The sequence below is a fragment of the Pseudomonas sp. R84 genome (assembly GCF_009834515.1).
Classification (GTDB): Bacteria; Pseudomonadota; Gammaproteobacteria; order Pseudomonadales; family Pseudomonadaceae; genus Aquipseudomonas.
Genome location: NZ_CP019426.1, coordinates 5,738,472 through 5,761,925 on the forward strand (window position 1 = coordinate 5,738,472; position 23,454 = coordinate 5,761,925).

At 59.3% G+C, this 23,454-nt stretch carries 19 protein-coding genes; 8 read left to right on the forward strand and 11 right to left on the reverse strand.

Annotation, left to right across the window (positions count from 1 at the left end; genetic code table 11):
* Position 1 precedes the first annotated feature (1 nt).
* The 6 genes from rodA to PspR84_RS25435 form a co-directional block, all read right to left on the reverse strand.
* Positions 2-1,105: a rod shape-determining protein RodA gene (gene rodA, locus PspR84_RS25410; RefSeq protein WP_049802149.1), complete on the reverse strand. Its 1,104-nt coding sequence runs from the start codon at positions 1,103-1,105 to the stop codon at positions 2-4.
* A gap of 31 nt (positions 1,106-1,136) precedes the next feature.
* On the reverse strand, positions 1,137-3,032 hold the full coding sequence (gene mrdA, locus PspR84_RS25415; RefSeq protein WP_077574667.1) for a penicillin-binding protein 2: 1,896 nt from the start codon (positions 3,030-3,032) through the stop codon (positions 1,137-1,139).
* Between the two features lie 10 nt (positions 3,033-3,042).
* A complete protein-coding gene (gene rlmH, locus PspR84_RS25420; RefSeq protein WP_160059544.1) occupies positions 3,043-3,510 on the reverse strand; it encodes a 23S rRNA (pseudouridine(1915)-N(3))-methyltransferase RlmH in 468 nt (155 codons plus the stop codon).
* Positions 3,511-3,519: 9 nt separating this feature from the next.
* Positions 3,520-4,014 carry a ribosome silencing factor gene (gene rsfS, locus PspR84_RS25425; RefSeq protein ID WP_160059545.1) on the reverse strand — a complete coding sequence of 165 codons (495 nt, stop codon included), beginning with the start codon at positions 4,012-4,014 and terminating at the stop codon, positions 3,520-3,522.
* Between the two features lie 72 nt (positions 4,015-4,086).
* Positions 4,087-4,776 (reverse strand): nicotinate-nucleotide adenylyltransferase, encoded by a 690-nt coding sequence (gene nadD / locus PspR84_RS25430; RefSeq protein ID WP_174244484.1) that lies wholly within the window; start codon positions 4,774-4,776, stop codon positions 4,087-4,089.
* Between the two features lies 1 nt (position 4,777).
* Positions 4,778-6,049, reverse strand: a complete 1,272-nt coding sequence (locus tag PspR84_RS25435) for a glutamate-5-semialdehyde dehydrogenase (protein ID WP_160059547.1) — start codon at positions 6,047-6,049, stop codon at positions 4,778-4,780.
* A gap of 177 nt (positions 6,050-6,226) precedes the next feature.
* Between PspR84_RS25435 and PspR84_RS25440 the strand changes: the two genes are divergently transcribed.
* From PspR84_RS25440 to PspR84_RS25465, 6 genes are all read left to right on the forward strand, one after another.
* Positions 6,227-6,922, forward strand: a complete 696-nt coding sequence (locus tag PspR84_RS25440) for a DNA-3-methyladenine glycosylase (RefSeq protein WP_160059548.1) — start codon at positions 6,227-6,229, stop codon at positions 6,920-6,922.
* Between the two features lie 67 nt (positions 6,923-6,989).
* Positions 6,990-8,306 carry a bifunctional DedA family/phosphatase PAP2 family protein gene (locus tag PspR84_RS25445; protein ID WP_160059549.1) on the forward strand — a complete coding sequence of 439 codons (1,317 nt, stop codon included), beginning with the start codon at positions 6,990-6,992 and terminating at the stop codon, positions 8,304-8,306.
* Positions 8,307-8,622: 316 nt separating this feature from the next.
* Complete coding sequence (locus PspR84_RS25450; protein ID WP_160059550.1) at positions 8,623-10,602, forward strand: hypothetical protein; 1,980 nt, start codon at positions 8,623-8,625, stop codon at positions 10,600-10,602.
* Positions 10,603-10,653: 51 nt separating this feature from the next.
* Positions 10,654-14,145: a calcium-binding protein gene (locus PspR84_RS25455; RefSeq protein ID WP_160059551.1), complete on the forward strand. Its 3,492-nt coding sequence runs from the start codon at positions 10,654-10,656 to the stop codon at positions 14,143-14,145.
* A gap of 106 nt (positions 14,146-14,251) precedes the next feature.
* Positions 14,252-16,225, forward strand: coding sequence for a hypothetical protein (locus PspR84_RS25460; protein ID WP_160059552.1), 1,974 nt, complete (start codon positions 14,252-14,254; stop codon positions 16,223-16,225).
* Between the two features lie 202 nt (positions 16,226-16,427).
* Positions 16,428-18,251, forward strand: coding sequence for a hypothetical protein (locus tag PspR84_RS25465; protein WP_238785173.1), 1,824 nt, complete (start codon positions 16,428-16,430; stop codon positions 18,249-18,251).
* Between the two features lie 58 nt (positions 18,252-18,309).
* On the opposite strand, the gene PspR84_RS25470 is transcribed toward PspR84_RS25465, so the two are convergent.
* The 5 genes from PspR84_RS25470 to PspR84_RS25490 form a co-directional block, all read right to left on the reverse strand.
* The gene (locus tag PspR84_RS25470; protein ID WP_160059554.1) at positions 18,310-18,870 is read right to left on the reverse strand and encodes a hypothetical protein; all 561 of its coding nucleotides are present in this window, start codon (positions 18,868-18,870) and stop codon (positions 18,310-18,312) included.
* Positions 18,871-18,942: 72 nt separating this feature from the next.
* On the reverse strand, positions 18,943-19,158 hold the full coding sequence (locus PspR84_RS25475; RefSeq protein WP_160059555.1) for a hypothetical protein: 216 nt from the start codon (positions 19,156-19,158) through the stop codon (positions 18,943-18,945).
* A 115-nt stretch (positions 19,159-19,273) separates the two neighbouring features.
* Positions 19,274-19,864, reverse strand: coding sequence for an LON peptidase substrate-binding domain-containing protein (locus PspR84_RS25480; RefSeq protein ID WP_160059556.1), 591 nt, complete (start codon positions 19,862-19,864; stop codon positions 19,274-19,276).
* A 10-nt stretch (positions 19,865-19,874) separates the two neighbouring features.
* On the reverse strand, positions 19,875-20,591 hold the full coding sequence (locus PspR84_RS25485; RefSeq protein WP_077574679.1) for an LrgB family protein: 717 nt from the start codon (positions 20,589-20,591) through the stop codon (positions 19,875-19,877).
* Entirely contained in the window at positions 20,591-20,953 is a 363-nt protein-coding gene (locus tag PspR84_RS25490) for a CidA/LrgA family protein (RefSeq protein ID WP_160059557.1), read from the reverse strand. The genes PspR84_RS25485 and PspR84_RS25490 overlap by 1 nt, the downstream gene beginning before the upstream one ends.
* 194 nt (positions 20,954-21,147) lie before the next feature.
* Here PspR84_RS25490 and PspR84_RS25495 point away from each other — a divergent pair, with 194 nt between their 5' ends.
* Together PspR84_RS25495 and PspR84_RS25500 are read left to right on the forward strand one after the other, a co-directional pair.
* Positions 21,148-21,603: a MaoC family dehydratase gene (locus tag PspR84_RS25495; RefSeq protein WP_064390755.1), complete on the forward strand. Its 456-nt coding sequence runs from the start codon at positions 21,148-21,150 to the stop codon at positions 21,601-21,603.
* A gap of 112 nt (positions 21,604-21,715) precedes the next feature.
* Entirely contained in the window at positions 21,716-23,443 is a 1,728-nt protein-coding gene (locus PspR84_RS25500) for a C13 family peptidase (RefSeq protein WP_160059558.1), read from the forward strand.
* Positions 23,444-23,454 lie beyond the last annotated feature (11 nt).

Genomic DNA, 23,454 nt, shown 5'->3' on the forward strand with positions numbered 1-23,454 from the left:
TTCAAACCTGTGCGATCCACTTGCGATGGGTATGGATCGACATCAAAACCCCAAACGCTGACAGCAGCGTCACCAGCGAAGTTCCGCCGTAGCTAATGAACGGCAACGGCACCCCTACGACCGGCAACAGGCCACTGACCATACCGATGTTGACGAAAACGTAAACAAAAAACGTCATGGTCAACGCACCGGCGAGCAATTTGCCGAATAGCGTTTGCGCCTGAGCGGTGATCACCAGCCCCCGGCCAATCAACAATAGATAGATCAGCAGCAGCGCGCAGATGCCCACCAGACCGAATTCTTCGCCGAGTACAGCGATGATGAAGTCGGTATGGCTTTCCGGCAGGAAGTCCAGGTGTGACTGGGTGCCGAGCAGCCAGCCCTTGCCGAACACGCCGCCGGAACCGATCGCGGCCTTCGACTGAATGATGTTCCAGCCGGTACCGAGCGGATCGCTTTCCGGGTCGAGGAAGGTCAGGATTCGCTGCTTCTGGTAGTCGTGCATGATGAAAAACCACATCGCCACCGACACCGGAATCGCGGCGGCCAGCACGCTGAGAATCCAGCGCCAGCGCAGCCCGCCCATGAACAAGACGAATGCACCGCCCGCCAGAATCAGCAGCGAAGTGCCCAGATCGGGCTGGCGCACGATCAGCGCGAACGGCACGCCGATCAGCATCAGGCTGATGCCGACATGCTTGAGTTGCGGCGGCAACGTGCGCTTGGACAGATACCAGGCGATGGTCGCCGGCATCAGGATCTTCATGAACTCCGAGGGCTGAAAGCGGATTACCCCGGGGATGTTGATCCAGCGCGTCGCACCCATGGCGTTGTGGCCCATGATGTCCACCACCAACAGCAGCACCACGCCGATCACATAGCCGAGCGGCACCCAACGCGCCATGAAACGCGGCTCGAACTGGGCGATGATGATCATCGAGACCAGACCGATACCGAACGAAGTGGCCTGTTTGGCCAGCAGGTCCCAGCTTTTGCCGCTGGCGGAATACAGCACAAACAGACTGCCGGCGGCGAGGATCAGCAGCAGGATCAACAAGGGACCATCGATATGCAGTCTTTGCAGCAACGTCGCGCGGCGACGCATCACATCCTCACTGGAGAGCATGCGATCAAAGTTATTCATCACGGGCCGTAGCCTCCGCACTGATTGGGCTGGCGTATTCGGCCTTCAAACGTCCGTCCTGATCGAGCAGCCAGGCGTCCATGACCTGACGCACCACTGGCGCCGCGACGCCGGAGCCGGACTCACCGTTCTCGACCATCACCGAAACAACAATTTTCGGGTCATCGGCCGGGGCAAAGCCGACGAACAAGGCGTGGTCACGGTGGCGCTCCTGAACCTTGGAACGGTCGTACTTCTCACCCTGCTTGATTGCCACGACCTGAGCCGTACCCGATTTGCCAGCAATCCGGTATTGCGCACCGATAGCGGCTTTACGCGCAGTACCGCGCGCACCGTGCATCACCTGCTGCATGCCGTGGTTGACCTTGTTCCAGTCGGACGGATCGCGCAGGACAATGTCCGGCATCGGATTCTCGTCAACCGGCTTCACCCCTTCGAGGGATTTGGCCAGGTGCGGACGATTCCAGATGCCTTTGTTGGCGACCAGCGCGGTGGCCTGGGCCAGTTGCAGCGGCGTTGATTGCATGTAGCCCTGGCCGATCCCGAGAATCAGGGTTTCGCCCGGGAACCACGCCTGTTTACGCGTCGCCCGCTTCCATTCGCGGGACGGCATCAGGCCGGGGGATTCTTCGAACATGTCCAGCGAGACCTTCTGGCCGATGCCGAACTTGTTCATATAAGTCGACAATCGATCAATGCCGAGCTTGTGCGCCAGGTCATAGAAGTAGGTGTCGTTGGAACGCATGATCGCCGTATCGAGGTCGACGAAGCCGTCACCGGTGCGGTTCCAGTTACGGTATTTGTGATCGTAGTTGGGCAGCATGTAGTAGCCCGGGTCGAACACTCGACTGGACGCGGTCACCACACCGGAATCGAGACCGGCAATCGCCACCGCCGGTTTGATCGTCGAACCCGGCGGATACAGACCGCGCAATACACGGTTGAACAACGGCCGGTCGATCGAATCACGCAACTCGGCATACGCCTTGAAGCTGATCCCGGTGACGAACAGGTTCGGGTCGAAACTCGGCTGGCTGACCATCGCCAACACTTCGCCGGTCTTCGGGTCCAGCGCAACCACCGCACCACGGCGCCCGCCCAATGCCGCCTCGGCGGCTTCCTGCAATTTGATGTCCAGACTGAGGACGATGTCCTTGCCGGGAATCGGATCGGTGCGCTTGAGCACACGCAGCACGCGGCCACGGGCGTTGGTCTCGACTTCTTCGTAACCGACCTGACCGTGCAATTCCGGCTCGTAGAAACGCTCGATGCCGGTTTTGCCGATGTGGTGGGTGCCGCTGTAGTTGACCGGATCGAGGCTCTTCAGCTCTTTCTCGTTGATCCGCCCCATGTAACCGACCGAGTGCGCAAAATGCGCGCCCTGCGGATAGTGACGAACCAGCTGCGCGACCACTTCCACGCCCGGCAGGCGGAACTGGTTGACCGCGATGCGGGCGATCTGCTCTTCGCTCAGCTCGAACAGGATCGGCACCGGCTCGAATGGCCGGCGCCCCTGACGCATGCGCTTCTCGAAAATCACCCGGTCCTCGGGCGTCAGCTCCAGCACTTCGACGATGACGTCGAGCACTTGCTGCCAGTCGCCGGAGCGCTCGCGGGTCATGCTCAGGCTGAAGCTCGGACGGTTGTCCGCCACCACCACGCCATTACGGTCGAAAATCAGCCCGCGCGTCGGCGGAATCGGCTGCACGTGAACGCGGTTGTTTTCCGAGAGCGTCGAGTGGTACTCGTACTGGATCACCTGCAAGTAATACAGCCGCGCGATCAGCACACCGATCAACAGCATGATCGCAATGGCCCCGAACACGACGCGGCTACGCACCAGGCGTGCGTCCTTTTCGTGGTCCTTGATGCGGATCGGCTGAGACATGAGGGCTGGATTACTTGTGGTAAGGGTGACCGGACAACACGGTCCAGGCACGATACAACTGTTCGCCGATCAGGATCCGCACCAGCGGGTGCGGCAACGTCAGCGGCGACAACGACCAGCGCTGGTCGGCACGGGCACAGACTTCCGGCGCCAGCCCTTCCGGGCCACCGACCATGAAATTGACCGTGCGCGAATCCAGCCGCCAACGGTCGAGTTCGACCGCCAGCTTCTCGGTGCTCCAGGGTTTGCCGTGGACTTCCAGCGTGACGATCCGCTCGTTCGGCCCGACCTTGGCCAACATGGCTTCGCCTTCCTGGCGGATGAAACGGGCCACGTCGGCATTCTTGCCACGGGTATTGAGCGGTATTTCCACCAGTTCCAGCGCCAGCTCGGACGGAAGACGCTTGGCATATTCATGCCAGCCTTCTTCCACCCATTTGGGCATGCGTGAACCGACGGCGATCAGGCGCAGTCGCACAGCAATCCCTTACAGCTGGTCTTTGTTGAGCTTGGTGAAATGCTCGTGGGTGTTTTCCGGGCTGTGGTGCTTGGCGTCGGCCGCACGGCTCTGCTCGGCACCGGCCCACAGGCGCTCCAGATCGTAGAACTGACGTGCCGAGGCGGTCATCATGTGCACGATCACCAGGTCAAGGTCGAGCAGCACCCAATCGCTGTCGCCCTTGCCTTCTTCGCCCAGCGGCTTGGCGCCCTGCTTTTTGACTTCTTCGCGAACCTTGTCGAGCATCGCGTTGATCTGGCGGTTGGACGTACCGGTGGCGATGATCATGTAGTCAGTGATGCTCTGCTTGTCGCGAACATCAATGATCTGGATATCTTGTGCCTTGACGTCTTCCAGCGCAGCTACAGCCAGCTTGACCAGCTCGTCGCCCTTCAGCGGCTCATTGGTGTTGACCGGTTCTGGCAGCGGGGCGCTCTTGAACGTGCCTTTGCGCTTAACTTTGCTTACGTCTTTGTTAGTCATATAAAACTCGTTTTGCTCGTATATTCGGCGGCTTGGCGACACGTGGATTCGTATCAGTGAAGCACGCCTTGTTCAGTTCGACGCACGGTACAGACCGTGCGCATCGATGTAGGCCAGGACCGCGTCGGGCACCAGGAAACGTACCGACTTACCGCTGGCCAGCAGTTGACGGATCTGGGTGGCGGAAACCGCGAGCGGTGTCTGCCAGACGAATGCAATCTGTCCGCTCGGCCCCTTCAGGGCCAGCGGGTCGCTCACCGAGCGCGCTGCCAGCAGGTTGCGCAAGGCATCCGGCGGTTCGCTGTCGGCGTCCGGGCGCTGTAGCACCAGGATGTGGCAATGCTGGAGCAACTCTTCCCAGCGGTGCCAAGTGGGCAGGCCGCAAAATGCGTCCCAGCCCAAAAGCAGAAAAACCTGGGTCTCGGCGGGCATTTCGGCTCGCATCGACTCCAGGGTATCAATGGTCCAGGACGGTTTGTCCCGCTGCAATTCACGGGCGTCCACCACTAGCGGCGGCATGCCCGCCACCGCACATTCAACCATCGCCAGCCGATCCTGCGCCGACACCTGCGGCGTACCGCGATGTGGCGGCCGCGCATTCGGCATCAGGCGCAACTCATCGAGCGCCAACGCTTCGGCGACTTCCAGCCCACCGCGCAAATGGCCGATGTGCACCGGGTCGAACGTGCCGCCCAGAACGCCGATGCGCTGCGGACGGGTTTCGCTGCCGGTTTGCGGCGCTGTCAGGTCGAGGTCGGTCAAGTCAGACCGGCGCCTGGCCGCGCAACTGGCCATCACCGACCACGATGTACTTCTCGCAGGTCAGTCCTTCGAGACCCACCGGGCCGCGGGCGTGCAGCTTATCAGTAGAAATGCCGATCTCGGCACCCAATCCGTATTCAAATCCATCAGCGAAGCAGGTCGGGGTGTTGATCATCACCGACGCCGAGTCGACTTCCGCCACAAAACGCCGGGTGTCGGCGAGGTTTTCGCTGACGATCGAGTCGGTGTGATGGGAGCCGTAATGGTTGATGTGTTCGATGGCTTGATCCAGACCGTCGACCACACGAATCGACAGGATCGGTGCCAGATATTCGGTGTTCCAGTCGTCTTCGCTGGCGGCAACGGCGTCGATGATCGCCCGGGTGCGCTCGCAGCCGCGCAGTTCGACGCCTTTTTCGCGGAACTGCGCCGCCATCAATGGCAGGAAATCCTTGGCAACCGTTTGATCGACCAGCAACGTCTCCATCGCACCGCAGATGCCATAACGATAAGTCTTGGCATTGAAGGCAATGCGCTGGGCTTTCGGCAGATCGGCGTGGGCACTGACGTAAACGTGGCAGATACCGTCCAGATGCTTGATCACTGGCACCCGGGCATCACGGCTGATACGTTCGATCAGGCCACGGCCACCGCGCGGCACGATGACATCGACATACTCGGGCATGGTGATCATCGCGCCAACGGCCGCACGGTCGGTGGTTTCGACCACTTGCACCACGGCGCCGGGCAAGTCTGCCTCGGCCAGACCGCGCTGAATGCACGCGGCAATCGCCCGATTGGAGTGAATCGCTTCGGAGCCACCGCGCAGGATGGTCGCGTTGCCGGACTTCAGGCACAGACTCGCAGCATCGATGGTCACGTTGGGACGAGATTCATAGATGATCCCGATCACGCCCAGCGGCACGCGCATCTTGCCGACCTGAATCCCCGACGGACGGAAGCTCATGTCACGGATCGCACCGACCGGGTCCGGCAGTGCCGCGACCTGACGCAAACCGACGATCATGCCGTCGATGCGCGCCGGGGTCAGCTCCAGACGCTCCAGCAGTGCCGGCTCCAGACCATTGGCGCGACCGGCAGCCAGATCCTGTTCATTGGCTGCAGCAAGCTCGGCACGCGCGGCGTCCAAGGCATTGGCAGCGGCCTGCAGGGCGCGGTTTTTCTGCGCGGTGCTGGCACGGCCGATGACGCGGGAGGCTTCGCGGGCGGCGCGACCCAATCGGGTCATGTAGTCAAGAACGGACTCAGTCATGGTCTGCTGGGGTCTTGGCAAAGAGGAAAGCGGCAGATTATAGCTGTCGCGTCCCGGGACTAACAGCGGTGACGGGCGGATGGTCAAAATGAACGCAGATTCACCAGCGTTCAGGCCCAATTAAGCCGTGCGTTGTTATCATCACGACCTCCTGAGTCTGGATAAACGTTGCCTGCCATGTCCAACCTGACCGTTCGCCACCGCGCCGAACGCCTCCCGCTGGGGCTGCCGGACGCCTTTTTCGACCGAGATGCGCAAGTGCTGGCGCAGGATCTGCTCGGCAAAGTCATTCGCCACCGGGTTGGGGATCTGTGGCTGAGCGCGCGAATCATTGAAACCGAAGCCTATTACTGCGCAGAAAAGGGCAGCCACGCGTCCCTCGGCTACACAGAAAAGCGTAAGGCTTTGTTTCTGGATGGCGGGCACATCTATATGTACTACGCCCGTGGCGGTGATTCGCTGAACTTCAGTGCGCAGGGCCCGGGCAATGCGGTATTGATCAAATCCGCCTATCCGTGGGTCGATGAAATCAGCGGGCCGGCGAGTCTGGCGCAGATGCTGTTGAACAATCCCGATGCTCAGGGACGTGCGCGCCCTTCGCAAAAGCTTTGCGCCGGGCAGACCCTGCTGTGCAAGGCGCTGGGGCTGAGAGTACCAGTGTGGGATGCCAAACGTTTCGATCATGAAGTCCTTCTGGTAGAAGACACCGGGCCTGCGCCCTCGCACATCATTCAGACCACCCGCCTGGGTATCCCCCATGGCCGGGACGAACACTTGATGTACCGCTTCGTCGATGCGACTTACGCGCAATGGTGCACGCGGAACCCGCTGCGACGCGGTCAGGTCGAAGGCCGGGATTATTTTCTGCTGTAAACACACGCCCCTGCGGGCTGCCGACGGCTGCGCCTGCCGGGTTAATCAATGATTGGAGTTTTTTGGTATGGGCCCATGGCTCGATAGCGTGACCGGGTGGCTGGCGGCCAATCCACAATGGCTGGCTGCTGCGGTGTTCATTGTTGCTATGGTGGAATGCCTGGCGATTGCCGGCTTGATCGTACCGGGCACGGTGCTGCTGTTTGCCATCGCCGTTCTGGCCGGTAGCGGCGCACTGTCGCTGAGCGAGACCCTGTTGCTGGGGTTTCTAGGCGGGATTCTCGGCGACGCCGTTTCGTATTTCCTCGGCCGCCACTTTCACCAGAACATCCGTCGTCTGCCGGGACTGCGTCATCATCCAGAATGGATGGCTGGCGCCGAGTCGTATTTCCAGCGCTACGGCATCGCCAGCCTGCTGGTCGGTCGCTTTATCGGACCGTTGCGGCCGATGCTGCCCATGGTCGCCGGCATGTGCGACATGCCCTTCCCCCGCTTCGCCGCTGTCAGCCTGCTGGCCGCCGCTGGCTGGAGCCTGGCCTATCTGCTGCCGGGCTGGGCCACCGGCGCGGCCTTCCGGCTGCCATTGCCTGAGGGGTTCTGGCTGCAAGCCGGGATTGTCGCCGGCAGTATTGCGGCAATGGTCGGCCTCAGTGTGAACAGCAGCCTGCGCCGTCACCGCCGCGCAACGATCTGGATCAGCAGCATGAGCCTGTTGATTCTGATCGGGCTGTTCATCGGCTATCCGTATTTGACAGCGCTTGATCAAGGCGTGATGACGCTGGTGCAGGAGCATCGCCAGCCGGTACTGGACGAAGTGGCCGTCACGCTGACGTTGATCGGCGAATTCCGCAACATGCTGATGTTCAGCGCGCTGCTCGTCGCCCTGCTGTTAGTGTGCCGCCAATGGCGCCAAGCGCTGTTCGCGGTGGGCACGCTGTTGGTGACCGCGCTGGCCAACACCGGGACGAAGTATTTCTTCGCTAGGGTGCGCCCGGAAGTGCTGACCGATCCGCTGACCACTTACAGCATGCCCAGCGGCCATGCCTCAGGTTCCTTCGCACTGTTTCTGACCCTGGCCGTACTCGCGGGCCGTGGCCAGCCGCCGCGTATGCGCCTGACCTGGCTGCTGATCGGCTGCATCCCTGCACTGGCCATCGCCTTGTCGCGGGTCTACCTGGGCGCGCACTGGCCGACCGACGTATTGGCTGGTGCCATGCTGGCCAGTTGCGTCTGCGCCGCCAGCCTGTGGCTGAGCCAGCGCTCGACGGCCCTTAATCCCATGCCATTCAAAGTGTGGTGGTTGATTTTGCCGGCCATGGTGGCGATGTTCGGTTTCTTTGTGCTTCGACACTTGCCTCACACGCTGTTGCGCTATGCCTATTAATTAAGCGCTAACAACCCTTAATGTCTCCACGCTGCTCTTTTAGGAAGTTTCCGACGAGAGCAGCGCTATTACCTCACTCCAACTTTCTCTTCCACGGTAACTTTTCCCTAGTTACCCGATGAAAAAACCCCGTTCAATACGCCCTAAAAATCCAAGTTACACATTTAACGCAACGCAAGGTACTCACTGCTTTCACTCATCTGAAAAACCATTAGATTGACTCGCTCACCCTTCAACTTAATGACTGTTCATAAAAACCCTAAGACAGTTTTACAAACTTTCGGGGATTTATTGATCAGTTGATTTCGAGTCAGTCATGAGTCCGAAAATACCGCGTAAACGTCCATATTCCACACTTCAACAATCAGACCCGATCAGCAGCCCCGACACACCGCTCACCACCGGAGCGGCCGCCGGCTATCGACTGTCCGGTTTGCCTGATTACGCAACGCCGCTCCAGCCCGGCAGCGCCCGCACGGGAGCGGATACGCCCCAGACGCCCGCCGTGGTTATCCGCGACATGCCAATGCAAAGCCAGACCATTGCCGCCGGGTCGCTGGACAATTACTGGCTGAACGAAAACTTTTTGCGCGGGATGAAACCGGCGGACGACGACGGCATTCGCTGGATCGTCGGGCGTCGATTCGCCGACGTCGAATGGGAAGGCAGCCTGCACACGACCCATGTCGACCTTGACGCGTCCGGCGTCTACCGCAGCAAACTGCTGACCGAACGCCAGCCTTCCGGCCCGCGTCTGTACAAGAATGAGGGTCGGCCGACCTGGCGCTTGACCGAACAGCCCGTCAAACGACCTCGCCCGGCGCGCCTGCCGACCTACTTTGATAAAAGCCGCTACACCGTCTCGTCACGTTCGCCGGATGCCCAAGGCTATTACGAGTTCACCCCGACGCGCAGTACCAGCCAGTCCGACATCCGGTTTGCGTTCAAGGACAGCTCCGCCAACTGGTTCGAAGTGGATCCCCCCGTCGCAGGATTCGGTGCAGAACCCACGCACTTGAAACACTGGACCGATCAGGAGATTTGGCTGCTGTACGACATTAAAGGTGCGGATATCCCACGGTTCCGCGCCGAGGCACACGCCATCGGCAAAGCGCCGCCCTGGGTCGAATCGGTTTCCAGCGACTCTCCGCCCAAAGAACTCGCGAACAATGCCTTGCGCTGGCTGCATCCGGACATGACCCTGAAACAACGCAAGACATTACTGCAGTCCTACAATTTGCTGCCCAGCCAATTGCTGCGCCTGCAGCAGGAGATGACGAGCGGGCAAGGTTTCCCGCAGTGGGCTCAGGCGCACAAACGCCTGACTGAAGAGGTCAACAATCCCCAGCGCCTCGAGCAGTGGAGCCAGACCGCCGTCGAGGACCTCAACCTCAAACGCGATGCCCGGCATGACTGGTACAGCCCAAAGGCCAGCCTGACGCGCGAGGTGCGTGAAGCACTCCTGAACAGGCTCGGCTATTTACGCAACCAGAACAATTGCCTGTACCGCACAGACATTCCGGCGCTGTTTCGCGGCGATGAACGCACGCCCTTCGAGCTCGCCAAGGACGGTTTCATGCTGCCGCGCTATCACCACAAGCCCGGCGCCACGACGCACAAGCCGATGAGCGCTACCTTCAGTCTCAAAGAAGGAAAGATGTATGCCAGCGCCCCGGATCCTGAGTACTTGCGCTTCAACCGTCAGACCAACAAATACCCCGGACGCGAAAGGCACGAATCGTCCTCGGACAGTGACTCAAATGATGCCAACAACGCCAGTGACACCGACAGCATCGACTCTTCCGATTGGTCTGACCCGGGCACTTCGGTCCCATGGAATTACGAACGAAATTACAGACGCACCCGCGAAAAGCAGAACGAAATGTTTCTGTACGTCCTGGATACACGCCAACTGGAAGTCGTCCCCCACGAAGAAAACATGAGTTTCAATTCAGAGGCCATCAAGACACCCACGACCTGGTTTCCGTCCGATGACTTCGAAGGATTGGTTTCGGTGACCCGCAGCGGTCTGGAGTCAGATCGTATCTGGCTGCTGAACTCCTCCCTTACCAAAGCGGTGCAGATCGACCACCTCCTGGAGCAGGCCGGCGCAAGCGCCAAGCGCATCAAAGCCGCCACCCATGCAGGACACCGCAACAAATTCGAATACGACCAATTGATCGACAAGACCGAGGCCGCAGGCAAGCCCGTGCTCAGGCTGTCGGGCAACGGTAACGAATTTGCCTACGACATCAGCTGGCCAGACGTGCATACGCCGACGACTCAGAACCCGTAAAAAACCGGTACGGACACCGGAATCAACACACCTCATTAAAGGATTAATGACATGTCAAAAATGCTTTCCCCGCCCCTGCAGATGTCCAGCGTCAGCCCCATTCAGGTCACCCCTGTCAGTGCTTCGGACAATGCCCATGCACCTGCGGCCGGCACGCTCAACGCCGCAACGCCGGCCACTGACACTGACACTGACGCCGGCGCGTCCTGGCGGCGCACGCTCAAATCCCTCGACAAACACTTCGGCCCTTTGCGCATCGGCGAGGTGATGACCAGCCGGGTCGAACTCCAGGCCATGGGCGCAACGATCAATGGCCAGCCCATCAGCCCGGCGAATGCCGGTCTGCAACGAGCGGATCAAGCGTTTCTCGACGGGCTCAACTTCGACGCGGACAAGGTGCAGGCGCGCTTGAAATCCGTGAACATTGCCGACAGCGGCGAGGCGGCCATGCTGTTCTATGAAATCGCCTGCAAGCGCTCCGTCGATGCCGCGCCGCTGTTCGTCGCCGACACCGTCATCGATCCCGGCAGCGCCATGGATCGCCTGAATCAATTGGGCAAGGCTGCGCAAAAACTGGATATCCATCGTGTCGACGCACTGGCAAACGCGCCAGGCTGGATCAGCAAAAACAAAAGCTATCTGATGAGCGGCGCCGGCGTGGGCATGCAGGCGTTTGGCATCTACAGCGGTTACAGAGCCATGATTGATGCGATCAAGGCCGGCGAAAAGCTGGAAGCGCTTTTCCAGGGCGGCTCCATCGCCGCCGAATTCGGCTCGTTGATCATCGAGCGAGGGCTGGCCAAGGGCGGTGAATACATGCTCAGAAATGGCGGCAATACGCTGAAGTACTTCCCGCGTACATCCGTCGGCAAATACATGAGCCGGGGCGCCGGAATGTTCGCCAGCGCAATCACTTTGCCCTTTGATATCACCGACGCCGTCAAATCGTTCAATGCCGCCGCTGCGTCGCAGGGAAAAGTAGCTCAGGACCACTATGTCAGCGGCGGCTTGAGCGTAGCGGGAGCGAGCATCAGCCTCGTGCTGGGTGTCGCCGCGCTGGCGGGATTCGGTAGCGTCGCCGGCCCTGTCGGCCTAGTCGCCGCCGGTTTGCTCATCGCCGCCTCGATCATCTATCAAGCCGCCCGGGTGGTGGACGATATCGATGACTACATTGAGCTGACTTTCGAAGAACGCATGCGCTCGGGCTGGTTCGCCTTCACCGGCAAGGAACTGGACAAGGAGGTCATGGATCGCTTCAAACTCTCCAAGGGCTTTGATGATTACCAGAAGCAGCTCGACGTGTCGGCCAAGGACATGCTGCAAGGCGCGTACAAGCACTCCATCGAACACGTGATCAACGGCGCGTTCCAGGTTGAACTCAAGCCGGTGAAACTCTGGCGCTACCGATGGGATGAAAGCGCAGGCGAACAGCCATTCAAACTCGACAGCCAGGCAGCCATTGTCGAGGGCGACGATGTGATCGATGCCGGCAACGGTTTGCCCGCCGGCCTCAAAGGCAAAATATCCGGTAGCGCCGGTGACGACAAAGGCGTGTTCTGGCGCCTGGGCAGCGGCAATGACCGGGTCATCGGTGTCGGCAACAAACCCAACCTGTTCACCTATCGCGACGATCACAAAGCGCTGACCGGGGGTGACAAGAACGATGCGTTTTACCAGGACGTCAGCGAAAAAGAGTTGAACCGCACCGGCAAACCGGCGCACCTCAGCGTGCTCGATGGTGGTGCCGGCTCCGACACACTGGCCTTCGAAGGCAGTCGCCCGATCAGCGATACACGAAACATCGGCCACGACATCAACCTGCACAGCGGCAAACTGGCCCTGCGTGGTCTTGATTCCGCCGTCGATACCGTTGACGTCGCGCAACTCACCTCGATTGAAAACGTTTCGACACTGCGCAGAGGCACCAGCCGGGTAACCGGCAACGCCGAGGCCAACCGGATTACCGCCAACGGTTACGACCGCATATCCACCGGCGCTGGCGACGACACGATTGCCATCTACGGACTCGACTGTCGGGTGGAGGGCGGCAGTGGCGCGGACCGCTATTACATCGCGAGCAGCAATGCGCGCACGACCCTCGTCGAGGACGGCGAGCAGTCGAGCCTGATCGAATTCGGCTGGCCGGCGGACATCATTCAGCGCTGGCAGATCATCGGCACGTCATTGGTGGTCAGCTCCCTGCGCGGCAAGGACGGTGACGATCCCGAGCATGAGTTGACCGTCGAAAATGTCTATCAGTGGATCGACGGCAAGCGCCAACTGAAGAATGATCAGTTCACGTTCAGAACCCAGGATGGCTTTGAGCTTCTGGCTCAGCTGCCGAGGCAACTGGACGATGCATCGACTCACACGATCGAACCCGCTGTGACCGTGATTGGCCAGCCCGCCCCCGCCGTACACATCGTCAACGGTGGTACTGTCGAGATTGCGGAAGAAGGTATGAAGCGACATTACGTCTCACGCACGGCTCGTCCGGTAGCGTTTGTCGCGCGGCGCAATACAGCCGAAACATCGCGCTCGGTTTTTCTGGCCTACAACGACGCCGACATTGTCGACGCCCTGCTCACCTATGAAGTGGAGGTGCGCAAAGGTGTCTCGGGCAATACTCATCTGTACTACCGGGACATCAACCTGTCTGTGCTGTTGCCGTCGAAAGTGCTGACCTTCAAAAGTGTCGTTCAACCCCTCTCGGCTGCCACCGGTTACAGCGGCAGAAACAGCCTGAAAGTCACGACGCCACAGCTGATGCAAGACGTGGTGTTGATCATGCAGGATCAGGTTTCGTACCGACTGCAAGTTCCGCAGATGGACTATGAAGACGATGCAAAAAATCCCGGCACTCGCGTGCGCAGCACCCGCAGTTTCCTCAAGCGACGCAATGGCAGTTATCGCTTTGTCAGACCGCTGGCGAGCGTCAAGCCAGCGCTGACTGCACAGCCCAGCCGGATCACCATTGAAGCCGGATCGCATACCGGAATTTATGTGCTTGAGGGCCAGAGTTCGACCTATGACGTGCATCTCGCCAGCAACTCGATCGTTCGTCTTTCGACACCAGGCGCCACGGCAAAAACCGCCGACGCCTCCATCTGGAATCTGTATACCCGCACATTGAAAGAACGGGTCGTGCGCGAAGATATTCAACTGGAGGGCAACCGCCTGCACATCGCCAGCGTGACCATCGAATTGCCCGAGGTCGACGATGACGCCCCGGTGGAATCCATCAGCGTGGTGACGTCGGCAGGCAACGTTTATGAAGTCTCCCTGCTGTTTGAAGTGCTTCAGTTGTACGTCATCGATGCCCGTGGGTATGCCAGTGTCGAAGCGCTGGTGGCCGACATCGATCTGCACCTGCAGCGCAACGAACTGGCGGCGAAAGTTCATGTCACGAACATTGGTTTTGCCCCCGGGAAATCCGGCACGGTGTTTTACAACTCCGTGAGAAAGTACTGGGGCATCGACAGTGACCCTGTGGCGCGACTCAAGCCGCAAGATCTTCAGATCTCGCCCGCCGCCAAAGCCTGAGCGGCCAGACGCCAATAACTGAGCGTCGGTGTGAGTGGATACTCACACCGACGCATGTTCAATTCAGCCAATGGATGGCTGACGAATCCACAGGGAGTGACAGCCGATGCGACAAAAACCGGGCCCACGGCCCAAGTCTCCCCCCGTCGAGTCCTCGACCCGCGCATCGCCGCCGCGAGACCGCTCAACCGACACCCCGCTGCTGCCTGCCCGCGGCAGCGCGCTCTCGCCCGATGTGCCCTCGTCGCCGAAACGACCGCGCCAGGATGAGCCGGGCACGTCCCGATCAATCTCCCGGGCAATCGAAGTCAGCACTTCACCGGTTACCGGCACGGACACGCGATTTTTTTCGGCAAGTTCACTTGAGGATTACGCCCATCCGTACTTCGGCGACATGCCAGCGCCGAATGCGGCCGGCCTGCGCAGTTACCTCGCCAGGGACTGGGTCGATGTGCAACTCCCCGGCACTGAGGGCAGGCATCACGTGTGTGTCCAATACGATGCGCAACTCAAAACGTACCGGGTCATGTCGTTCAGGGTTTTAGCGCCGGGCCCGCCGGTTTATCGAACGATCCACGACAATCTCTGGAGCCTGGATCGCCACCTGACTTATCTCAATGCCGACGATTATTCATTTTCCGCACAAGCCAGCGCCGATGGGCTTCATGAATTTCGTCGCCGGTCCTCGAGCGAAGAATTGCCGACCTTGGGTTACGCCTACAAGGATCAAAGCCATCACTGGATCGCCGTCGACCCGACGCGAGCAAGCACTCCGATGCCGCCAGCACTGAAGCTCGCACACTGGACCGATCAGGACATTCAGCAGATGTACATCGTGGATGACGCGCGTCTGGCTGACTTCCGCGAGCAGGCACAAACGTCCGGCCAGCCACCGTCGTGGGCGCTGCGAGCGCAGAACACCGAAGACTACCAACATGTCGCCGAATCACTGAAGTGGCGGCATCCACTGCTGACATTCGCACAGCGCCTGACGTTACTGCGCAGCTATAACCTGAGCAAAGCCCAGTTGCGCCAGCTTCGCACAGAACTGATCAACGGCCAGGTGCCGCAGTGGGCGGAACAACATAAACGGCTCACCCTCGACACGAGCAATGAACAGCGTTTCAAACTGATCGGCGAAGAATTGGAAAACTATGTTCAAGACTTGCGAACCCAAGGGCTGGCGCTCAATCATCATTGGCCTGCCAGCCGCTACAGCGAGGCTTTTTTAGCCGACTATGCGACCCACCTCGGCTACCAGCGAACCCGGCACAACATGCTGTACCGCACCGACATCCCGGCGATGTTCCGAGGCGAAACCCGCATACCGTTCGAATTGGCCCGGGACGGCCGGATGATGTACCGCAAAGGCAATCCCACGGGTACCACGAACAAGCGTGCGTTGAGTGCAACGTTCGGACTGCATGACGCCACCGCCTACGCGGCGACCAAGGGCGGCTTCTATCACGAGCTGCATTACAACTCGCAGGCCAATCGTTTTCCCGGCGTGAATCCGCAGTCGTCCAAAGGACGTAGCGGGGAGTCTTCCGATTCGGGCGGCAGTTCGGTGTCGGAGGGCAAACGAACCGGCGACGAGGCCGACTCCGACAGTTCTTTTGTTTTCGATGATTCGAAAGGCTATGAGTCCAGACGTCGCCAGCAAACGACATCCTTTGTCTACGCCATCGATACCCGAGGCCTGGAAGTGGTGCCGGGGGCGGAGAACAAGGCGTTCAATCCCGGCAATGGCAAGTTTCTCTTCGATGATATGGAAGGACATATCTCCACACCTACACGCGGCATCAGCGCCGAGCGGATCTGGCTGGTGCGTTCCGACCTGACGAGCGCTGCCAGAGTCAACGATGTACTGGCGCAAGCGGGTGACCGTGTAGCGTCTATTGAGCAGGCCACCTGGGCGGGAACCGACAGTCGAGCCGCCGGGCACTTTGGCAGTAACGCTTATGACAGCCTGATCGACGAAATCAAAGGTTCAGGCGGCGTGATACTGGATCTGCCCAAAGGCGACACGACGTTCGCTAATGACATCACCTGGCCGGTTGCCGAGCATGACCGGCCTTGAACACAATTCAGCCAAGGGATGGCTGACTCAATCACATGGAGTGACTTTTATGCGCCAGAAACCCGGGCCTCTGCGCCCCTCCCCTACAACTGAAATACCCGGCACATCGACACCCAGCCCTGCGCCCTACGATCGGCCATTCGATCTGGATTCACGTTTGCCTGGCCGCCTCAGAACGGCCAGTTCGAGCGAGTTACCGGGCATGAACACCGACGGTTCTCCCAGCAGCACCGCGAGCGTCGAGCCCAGCATTACGATTACACGGATGCCCGATGCGCAGACGCCTGCGCGTTCGCCAACAACATCGCCTCTGGAACCGTACTTCCAGCATGTCGACGCCTCTTTGCCCCACGAGGCAGACGGACTGAAGACCTACAAAGGGCGACAGTTCGCGGACGTCGCCAACGAAGATGGATCAGCCTCCGGGCTGACGGTGATGGTGGCATTCCACGATTTGATCAAGACCTGGCGGGCCAGGTTGCCCAGTGAGCGGACTCCCTCAGGGCCACCGCTTTATCGAGTGTCCGACAGTAATCTCTGGAGCCTGAAGAAACCCATTGAATACTATGACCCCCGGCAATACGTCCCGTCTCATACCGCCGATGCACAAGGGTACTACTCCGTTCACCAACAGGTGGCGTTGCAGCACTCCGGCCCGTATGGCAATTGGACTGAATTCAAAGTAACGGCCAGAGATGCAGGTTTCGCCTTCACCGATGAAAAAAGGCGTTTGATTCGCGTTGATCCCATTGAGGCACGGGGAGACAGCGCCATTCCCTTGAAACTGGCACATTGGAGCGATGGCGATATCTGGAGCGTCTATCGCCTGGAAGGTGCGCAGGCCCTGGCATTTCGAATCGAAGCTGAATCTTCAGGAAAAGCACCCGACTGGGCCACGCGCTACAACGAACCGGATATCCACACCTTTTTGACCGACTCACTGAGATGGTCTTATCCGCAAAAAACCAAAGATGAGCGTTCGCAAATCCTGCGCAGCTACAACTTGAGCATTGCTCAGCAAAACCGCCTGCGACTGGACATGGAGCACGGCCACTTCCCTGAATGGGCCGAACACCACAAACGATTGACTCAGAACACGCTGGATGACAAGCGGTTTGCCCTGATAGCACAAGAACTGGGCCCTTTCAGTCTCAGACTCCGAGAGGAAGGCGAAAGCTATACCTATGACTTGCCTCCCGTCGAACAACGTTATGAGGAAAGCTTCCTGAAAGGCTATCTGGAACATGCCGGCTACCAGCGCAATCAGCATGACTATCTTTACCGAACAGACATCCCGGCCATGTTCCGCGCTGATATGCGAACGCCTTTTGAACTGGCTCGAGACAAACGCTTGGTAAAGTTGAGGGGCAACCCTTCTGACTCCACGACCAAATCGGCTTTCAGCGCGACCTTCGGTGCAGCCAATGGTTTGACCTACATGGGGTTTGATTACTATTCCAACCCTCGGCACTACAACAGCCAGGCCAACCGCTATCCGGGGCATTTCTCTGACAGTGATTCGTCGAGCGGAAACCGACACAGTTCGGCTAACGAATCAGAAACATCGTTTGAAATGGACAACTCGCGCGACTATCCATTGCTCCGACGCAGACAACTGCTTGGCTTCCTTTATGTCATCGACACGCGCGGCATCGAAGTGGTACCCCGGGTGGAAAATATCTACCTGAACGACAGGGATTTTGACGGGGATGTACTGGAGGGTCGAATATCAATGCCGACGCGAGGTATCAGCGCAGAACGGATCTGGCTGGTGAGTTCGGACCTGAGCCGCGCGGCCAGAGTCGAGGATATTTTAGTGCAGGCCGGTGACCGCGCTGAGGCGATCGAGAAAGCCACGTGGGCGGGAACCGATGCGTACGACGCCTACACGCATGGGACCACGCCTTATGACGACTTGATAAATCAGATAGCCCGCTCCGGTGGCGTCGTGTTGACGTTGGCCAAAGGCAAAAACACATTTTCCAACGATGTGACCTGGCCCGTGGCCGAACATTACCGAGCGTGAAAAAGGCGCCATTCATTTTAGTGATGAATGGCGCCTTTTACTGAACAGCGGATTTACGCTACTTGATTACCTTGATCACGAATTTTGCGGGTTTGTTATTGAACGCATTATGCTCCGTCTGATTGGGGTCTTTGTTCAGGAAGGTGCTCATACCGCTGCTTGTATTTCGATATAAAGGCTTGTCATTCGGCTCGCTGTTCAACTCGAGATACGCCGGACCCGGTTCGATATGCCGCAGAGAAGCCTTGCTCACACCATAGGTACTGAATGAAAAGTACTGCACGGGGGCACTGGTGCTGGCCAACAGGTTATGTGTCTTGTCCTCAATGAATAACCGTGCGCCATCGAACGTCCCCGACTGCACAAGGCTGATGGCATATTGGTCGCCCTGAGGGACGAACTTCAACAACAGCGGTTTATCCTCCTCATGGTCGGCCAGCGTTATGAAACTGGAAACCCGCAGATCTGCCAGCCCTACTTCGGCATCCAGTTTTTCGCTCTGGGTTATGCGCAGGTCGCGCAGAACCTGCTGCAGACGTTGTTGATTAAGCACCACGGGGCGGCCATCAAGATAAAGATGCGCCGTGAATGCGTTGCTGTTTATGTTTGCTAAAGACATTAAGTTGCCCACCTGTAAACGCCCTGTCATCACCAGATTGCAACGACAGGCAAAGTTGAAAAAGGGAAATGATCAGACGGCGATAGCGGCGGTTACCGACATCCGCGAAACATCACCGACGGGGACTTTTTCAGATTTTCGTTTACGCCGGGCCAACACCATCCGGTCGGCATACGTTGAGGCAGCTTCAATGACGTGGTCGACGTTATGGTCAGTTTCGGCATGTTTCAAAATATACTTGCCGGCGATGTCATCCCAAAACGCCCGTTCATCTTCATAGACAGTCATGTGTTTATCCTTGTTGTTATTCAAATTGCCCGCGTCCTGCGGGGCAACTTGAAGTTAAGACAAAGACAACAGCAAGACAATGCTGGCAACGTCGGCCAGTTAATTCAAAGTACAACTAGGCAAACAGCTCGCCTTGCAACTCATCTAGCAATGCCTGAATCGCATCCAGCCGCTGTTGTGGGTCGTCGAGTTGCAGCAGATCGACCTTGTCCTCTTCGGCGAATGGCAGCAGATAGGCCAACTGATTGGCCAGCGACTGCTGACCGAGCGCATCCGTGCCCATGTTCAGCGCTTCAACCATCGGATGCTCGGCCAAGGCTTTGAGCAGCGCCACCAGGTCAGCGTCTTCGTCCTGTAGCGGTTGCTCGGGTTCGTCATCCAGCCACTCGACATCGGCGAGGATCAACTGATCGCGCTGCACTTCGGTACGCAACACCTGGAAGCGCCGCCCACCCTGCACGCGAATCCCCAACAAGCCATTGTCCTGCTGCTGGAAATCAGTAATCCGTGCTTCGCAGCCGACCAGCGCGAAACCCTCAGGCGCGACACCGACTTCGTGGCCGTCAAGGATGCACACCACGCCGAAGCCACCACCCTGTTTCATGCAGCGGCCGATCATGTCGAGGTAACGCGCCTCGAAGATCTGCAGATCGAGGTTGCAGCCGGGAAACAGCACTGTGTTCAACGGGAAAAGCGGCAGACTCATAGACATTTCCTTACACCACCATCGACACCGCCAACGGCAGGAACACCGCCGTGGCCACGCCCATCAGACTCATCGCCAGCGCCGCGAAGGCGCCGCACTCATCGTTTTCCTGCATGGCCACCGCCGTGCCGACCGCGTGGGCGGTCATGCCCAGCGCCATGCCTCGCGCTTCGGGACTGTGCACGCCGAGGCGGGTCAGCAGCGCGGGGCCGAAGATCGCGCCGATCACCCCGGTGATCAGCACGAACACCGCCGCCAGCGCCGCAACGCCGCCGATTTGTTCGGCCACCAGCATGGCAATCGGCGAGGTCACCGACTTCGGCGCCATGGTCATCAGAATCATGTGCTCGGCACCGAACCACCAGCCCAGCAGCACGCCCATGCCCGTGGCGACCACCCCGCCTATCACCAGCGTAGTAAAAATCGGCCAGAACAATTGCCGAATACGTCGCAGGTTGAGATACAGCGGTACCGCCAGCGCCACGGTGGCCGGGCCGAGCAGAATGCTCAGGATCTCGGTGCTCTTGCGGTACTCGGCGTAGGTCAGGCCGCAGCCGACCAGCACGCCGATCACCAACAACATGGAGACCAGCACCGGTTGCAGAAAGATCCAGCGGGTTTTCTCGAACGCCGCCAGCACCAGTTGATAGGCACCGAGGGTAATGCCGATGCCGAACAGCGGGTGATGAATCACCGAAGCCCACGCCCCTTGCCAGTCGAAAAGCATCAGGACTCCTCCGACGCAGGCGCGTGACGTTTGACCAGGCGCTGCATCAGCACGCCGGCAAAGGCCATCGACAGGATCAACGACAGCACCAGCGCGCCGACAATCGCCCAGAAATCCGCGGCAATGTCGCTCGCATAAACCATCACACCCACCGCCGGCGGCACCAGCAGCAATGGCAGATAACGCAGCAGACTGCCGGCCGCGAGATTCAGCGGCTCGCCGACTTCACCGCGAACGATCAGGAAGACGAGCAACAGCAACAGACCGATGATCGGCCCTGGCAGTATCGGCAACAGCAAATGATTGAGCGCCGTACCGAGCAATTGAAACAGCACCAGCAGGGTCAGGCCACGTAGCAACATCCGACATCTCCGTCTTACTTTCCACTGTGCAAGTCGCCCGCATTATAAGCACGCCTGCGCTATGAATCGGCATTCGCCAAAAGCATGGTCGGTTGACCGGAGCAAATCGCCATGATGATCTACAGTGGTTCGCAGGGAGGTCAAATCCCCCCACCTGAAAAACTATAAAACCGATGAACCCAAGGAGAGTCTCAATGCCCTATGTTCCAGTTGCAGAGCTCAAAGATTATGTCGGCAAGGAACTCGGACGTTCCGAATGGCTCACCATCGATCAGGAACGCATCAACCTGTTCGCCGAAGCCACCGGTGATTATCAGTTCATTCACGTCGACCCGGTCAAAGCCGCTCAGACGCCTTTCGGCAGCACGATTGCCCACGGTTTCCTGTCGTTGTCGCTGATCCCGAAATTGATGGAAGACATCCTGATACTGCCGCAAGGCGTGAAGATGGTCGTCAACTACGGCCTGGACAGCGTGCGTTTCATCCAGCCGGTCAAGGTCAACTCGAAAGTCCGGCTCAAGGTCGATCTGGGCGAAGTGACCGAGAAAAAGCCTGGCCAGTGGCTGCTCAAAGCCACCGCGACACTGGAGATAGAAGGCTCGGAAAAACCGGCCTATATCGCCGAGCCACTGTCGCTCTGCTTCGTGTAATCGTTCCGGATGCGAAGCAGCGCACGCTGTTTCGCGTCAACACTGGTTTTACCGGCTGCATTAGTTCACATAGCTGCGGCATACTCGGTCGCCTAATTGCCCGGATCCCGCTATGCGCTCAATTGCACGTCTTGCACCCCTTGCCTTGACCCTGATGCTCACCGCTTGCGGCGACGGCGAATCGCTGTTGCCGCCGGATGCGCGCCTGCCCGATGGCGGACGCTATCGCGGTGAACTGGTCGATGGCTTGCTGCAAGGTCAGGGCCGCGTCGACTACCCCAACGGCAGTTGGTATGCCGGCCAGTTCGACAAGGGCCAGTGGCATGGTCAGGGTGAATGGCATGGCAGCAATGGCGAGATCTATCGCGGGCAGTTCCAGCAAGGCCTGTTCGACGGCCAGGGCAGCCTGACCACCAACGCCAGCAGTTACACCGGCGGCTTCAAGCAAGGCCGGCGCGACGGCGAAGGCACCCTGAAAGAAAACGCCATGACCTACCGTGGCGAATTCAAGGCTGACCAGTATTCCGGGCTCGGTCGTCTGGAAATGGACGACGGCAGCTCCTATCAGGGCCAGTTCGCCCACGGCAAACCGAACGGCGAGGGTCAGCGCGGCGACTCCAGCGGTAATTCATTCACCGGGCATTTCGTCAACGGTCAGCTGGAAGGCAACGGTACGTTCAACAGCGCTGACGGCGACATCTATGTCGGCGGCTTCAAGAACAATCAGCTGCACGGCAAAGGTCGTTACGAAAACGCTGACGGCGATGTCTGGCTTGGCCAGTTCAAGGAAGGCGCACTGACCGGCAAGGGCGAGTTGATCGGTGCCGACGGCAGCCACTACATCGGCGCGTTCAGCGACTGGCGCTTCAGCGGGCAGGGCCGTTTGAACCTGTCTGATGGCAGCTTCTACATTGGCGGTTTCGACAACGACAGCTACTCCGGACGCGGCACGCTGGTGCTCACCGATGGCAGCGTCATGAGTGGCACCTGGATCAACGGCCAGCGCGTGCGCGACGCCGACGGCAAGTTGCTGCCCGACACCCTCGAACTCGGTTTGCTCGCTCAGGGTCGCCTGCTCGAAGACGCGTTGGCCGCCATCCCCGCGTCGACCCCGGCGGTCGAGCTGTACACCCTGACCCTCGGTGGCGACGGCAAGCAAAGCGTGTTCCTGCGCGAGTCCGACTACGTTGCCAATATGCTCAACACGCGCTTCGGTGCTTATGGTCAGATCCGTCTGGTCAACCACCGTGACCACCTCGGCGACCGGCCGATGGCCACCCGCGAGAACCTGCGCCGCGCCGCGCAAACCCTCGCCGAACGCAGCGGCCCGGAAGATCTGCTATTCATCTACCTGACCAGCCACGGCACCGCCGAGCATGAACTGGTGCTCGACCAGCCACGCATGGAGCTGGCTGACCTGCCCGCCGACGAACTCGCCGCCGTGCTCGCCCCGCTGAAAAACCGCGACAAGATCATCGTGATTTCTTCGTGCTACTCCGGCGGGTTCATCCCGGCGCTGAAAGACGAGCGCACGCTGATCATGACCGCCTCGCGCGCAGACCGGGTGTCCTTCGGCTGCTCGGAAGAAGCCAACTTCACCTACTTCGGTGATGCGCTGTTCGCCCAGGCGCTGAACCAGACCGATGATCTGGAGCAAGCCTTCAAACTGGCCAAGGCCAACGTCGCCGAGCGTGAACTGGCGGACAATTTCGAGGCGTCAGAGCCGCAGATCTGGGCGCCGAAAACCGTGCTGGCGCACTGGCAACTGCTGCGCAAACAGCAAGCAAGAAAAGCTTTGCAAAGTGCTGCATTGAACGACGGGGCGATAAAGAGCAACTAAGCTGAACAGTA

Bases quoted from the DNA above. Each gene is read 5' to 3' on its own strand.
- rodA (WP_049802149.1), bottom strand. From the start codon at position 1,105: ATGCGTCGCCGCGCGACGTTGCTGCAAAGACTGCATATCGATGGTCCC.
- mrdA (WP_077574667.1), bottom strand. From the start codon at position 3,032: ATGTCTCAGCCGATCCGCATCAAGGACCACGAAAAGGACGCACGCCTG.
- rsfS (WP_160059545.1), bottom strand. From the start codon at position 4,014: ATGACTAACAAAGACGTAAGCAAAGTTAAGCGCAAAGGCACGTTCAAG.
- PspR84_RS25435 (WP_160059547.1), bottom strand. From the start codon at position 6,049: ATGACTGAGTCCGTTCTTGACTACATGACCCGATTGGGTCGCGCCGCC.
- PspR84_RS25440 (WP_160059548.1), top strand. From the start codon at position 6,227: ATGTCCAACCTGACCGTTCGCCACCGCGCCGAACGCCTCCCGCTGGGG.
- PspR84_RS25445 (WP_160059549.1), top strand. From the start codon at position 6,990: ATGGGCCCATGGCTCGATAGCGTGACCGGGTGGCTGGCGGCCAATCCA.
- PspR84_RS25450 (WP_160059550.1), top strand. From the start codon at position 8,623: ATGAGTCCGAAAATACCGCGTAAACGTCCATATTCCACACTTCAACAA.
- PspR84_RS25455 (WP_160059551.1), top strand. From the start codon at position 10,654: ATGTCAAAAATGCTTTCCCCGCCCCTGCAGATGTCCAGCGTCAGCCCC.
- PspR84_RS25460 (WP_160059552.1), top strand. From the start codon at position 14,252: ATGCGACAAAAACCGGGCCCACGGCCCAAGTCTCCCCCCGTCGAGTCC.
- PspR84_RS25465 (WP_238785173.1), top strand. From the start codon at position 16,428: ATGAACACCGACGGTTCTCCCAGCAGCACCGCGAGCGTCGAGCCCAGC.
- PspR84_RS25470 (WP_160059554.1), bottom strand. From the start codon at position 18,870: ATGTCTTTAGCAAACATAAACAGCAACGCATTCACGGCGCATCTTTAT.
- PspR84_RS25475 (WP_160059555.1), bottom strand. From the start codon at position 19,158: ATGACTGTCTATGAAGATGAACGGGCGTTTTGGGATGACATCGCCGGC.
- PspR84_RS25480 (WP_160059556.1), bottom strand. From the start codon at position 19,864: ATGAGTCTGCCGCTTTTCCCGTTGAACACAGTGCTGTTTCCCGGCTGC.
- PspR84_RS25485 (WP_077574679.1), bottom strand. From the start codon at position 20,591: ATGCTTTTCGACTGGCAAGGGGCGTGGGCTTCGGTGATTCATCACCCG.
- PspR84_RS25490 (WP_160059557.1), bottom strand. From the start codon at position 20,953: ATGTTGCTACGTGGCCTGACCCTGCTGGTGCTGTTTCAATTGCTCGGT.
- PspR84_RS25495 (WP_064390755.1), top strand. From the start codon at position 21,148: ATGCCCTATGTTCCAGTTGCAGAGCTCAAAGATTATGTCGGCAAGGAA.
- PspR84_RS25500 (WP_160059558.1), top strand. From the start codon at position 21,716: ATGCGCTCAATTGCACGTCTTGCACCCCTTGCCTTGACCCTGATGCTC.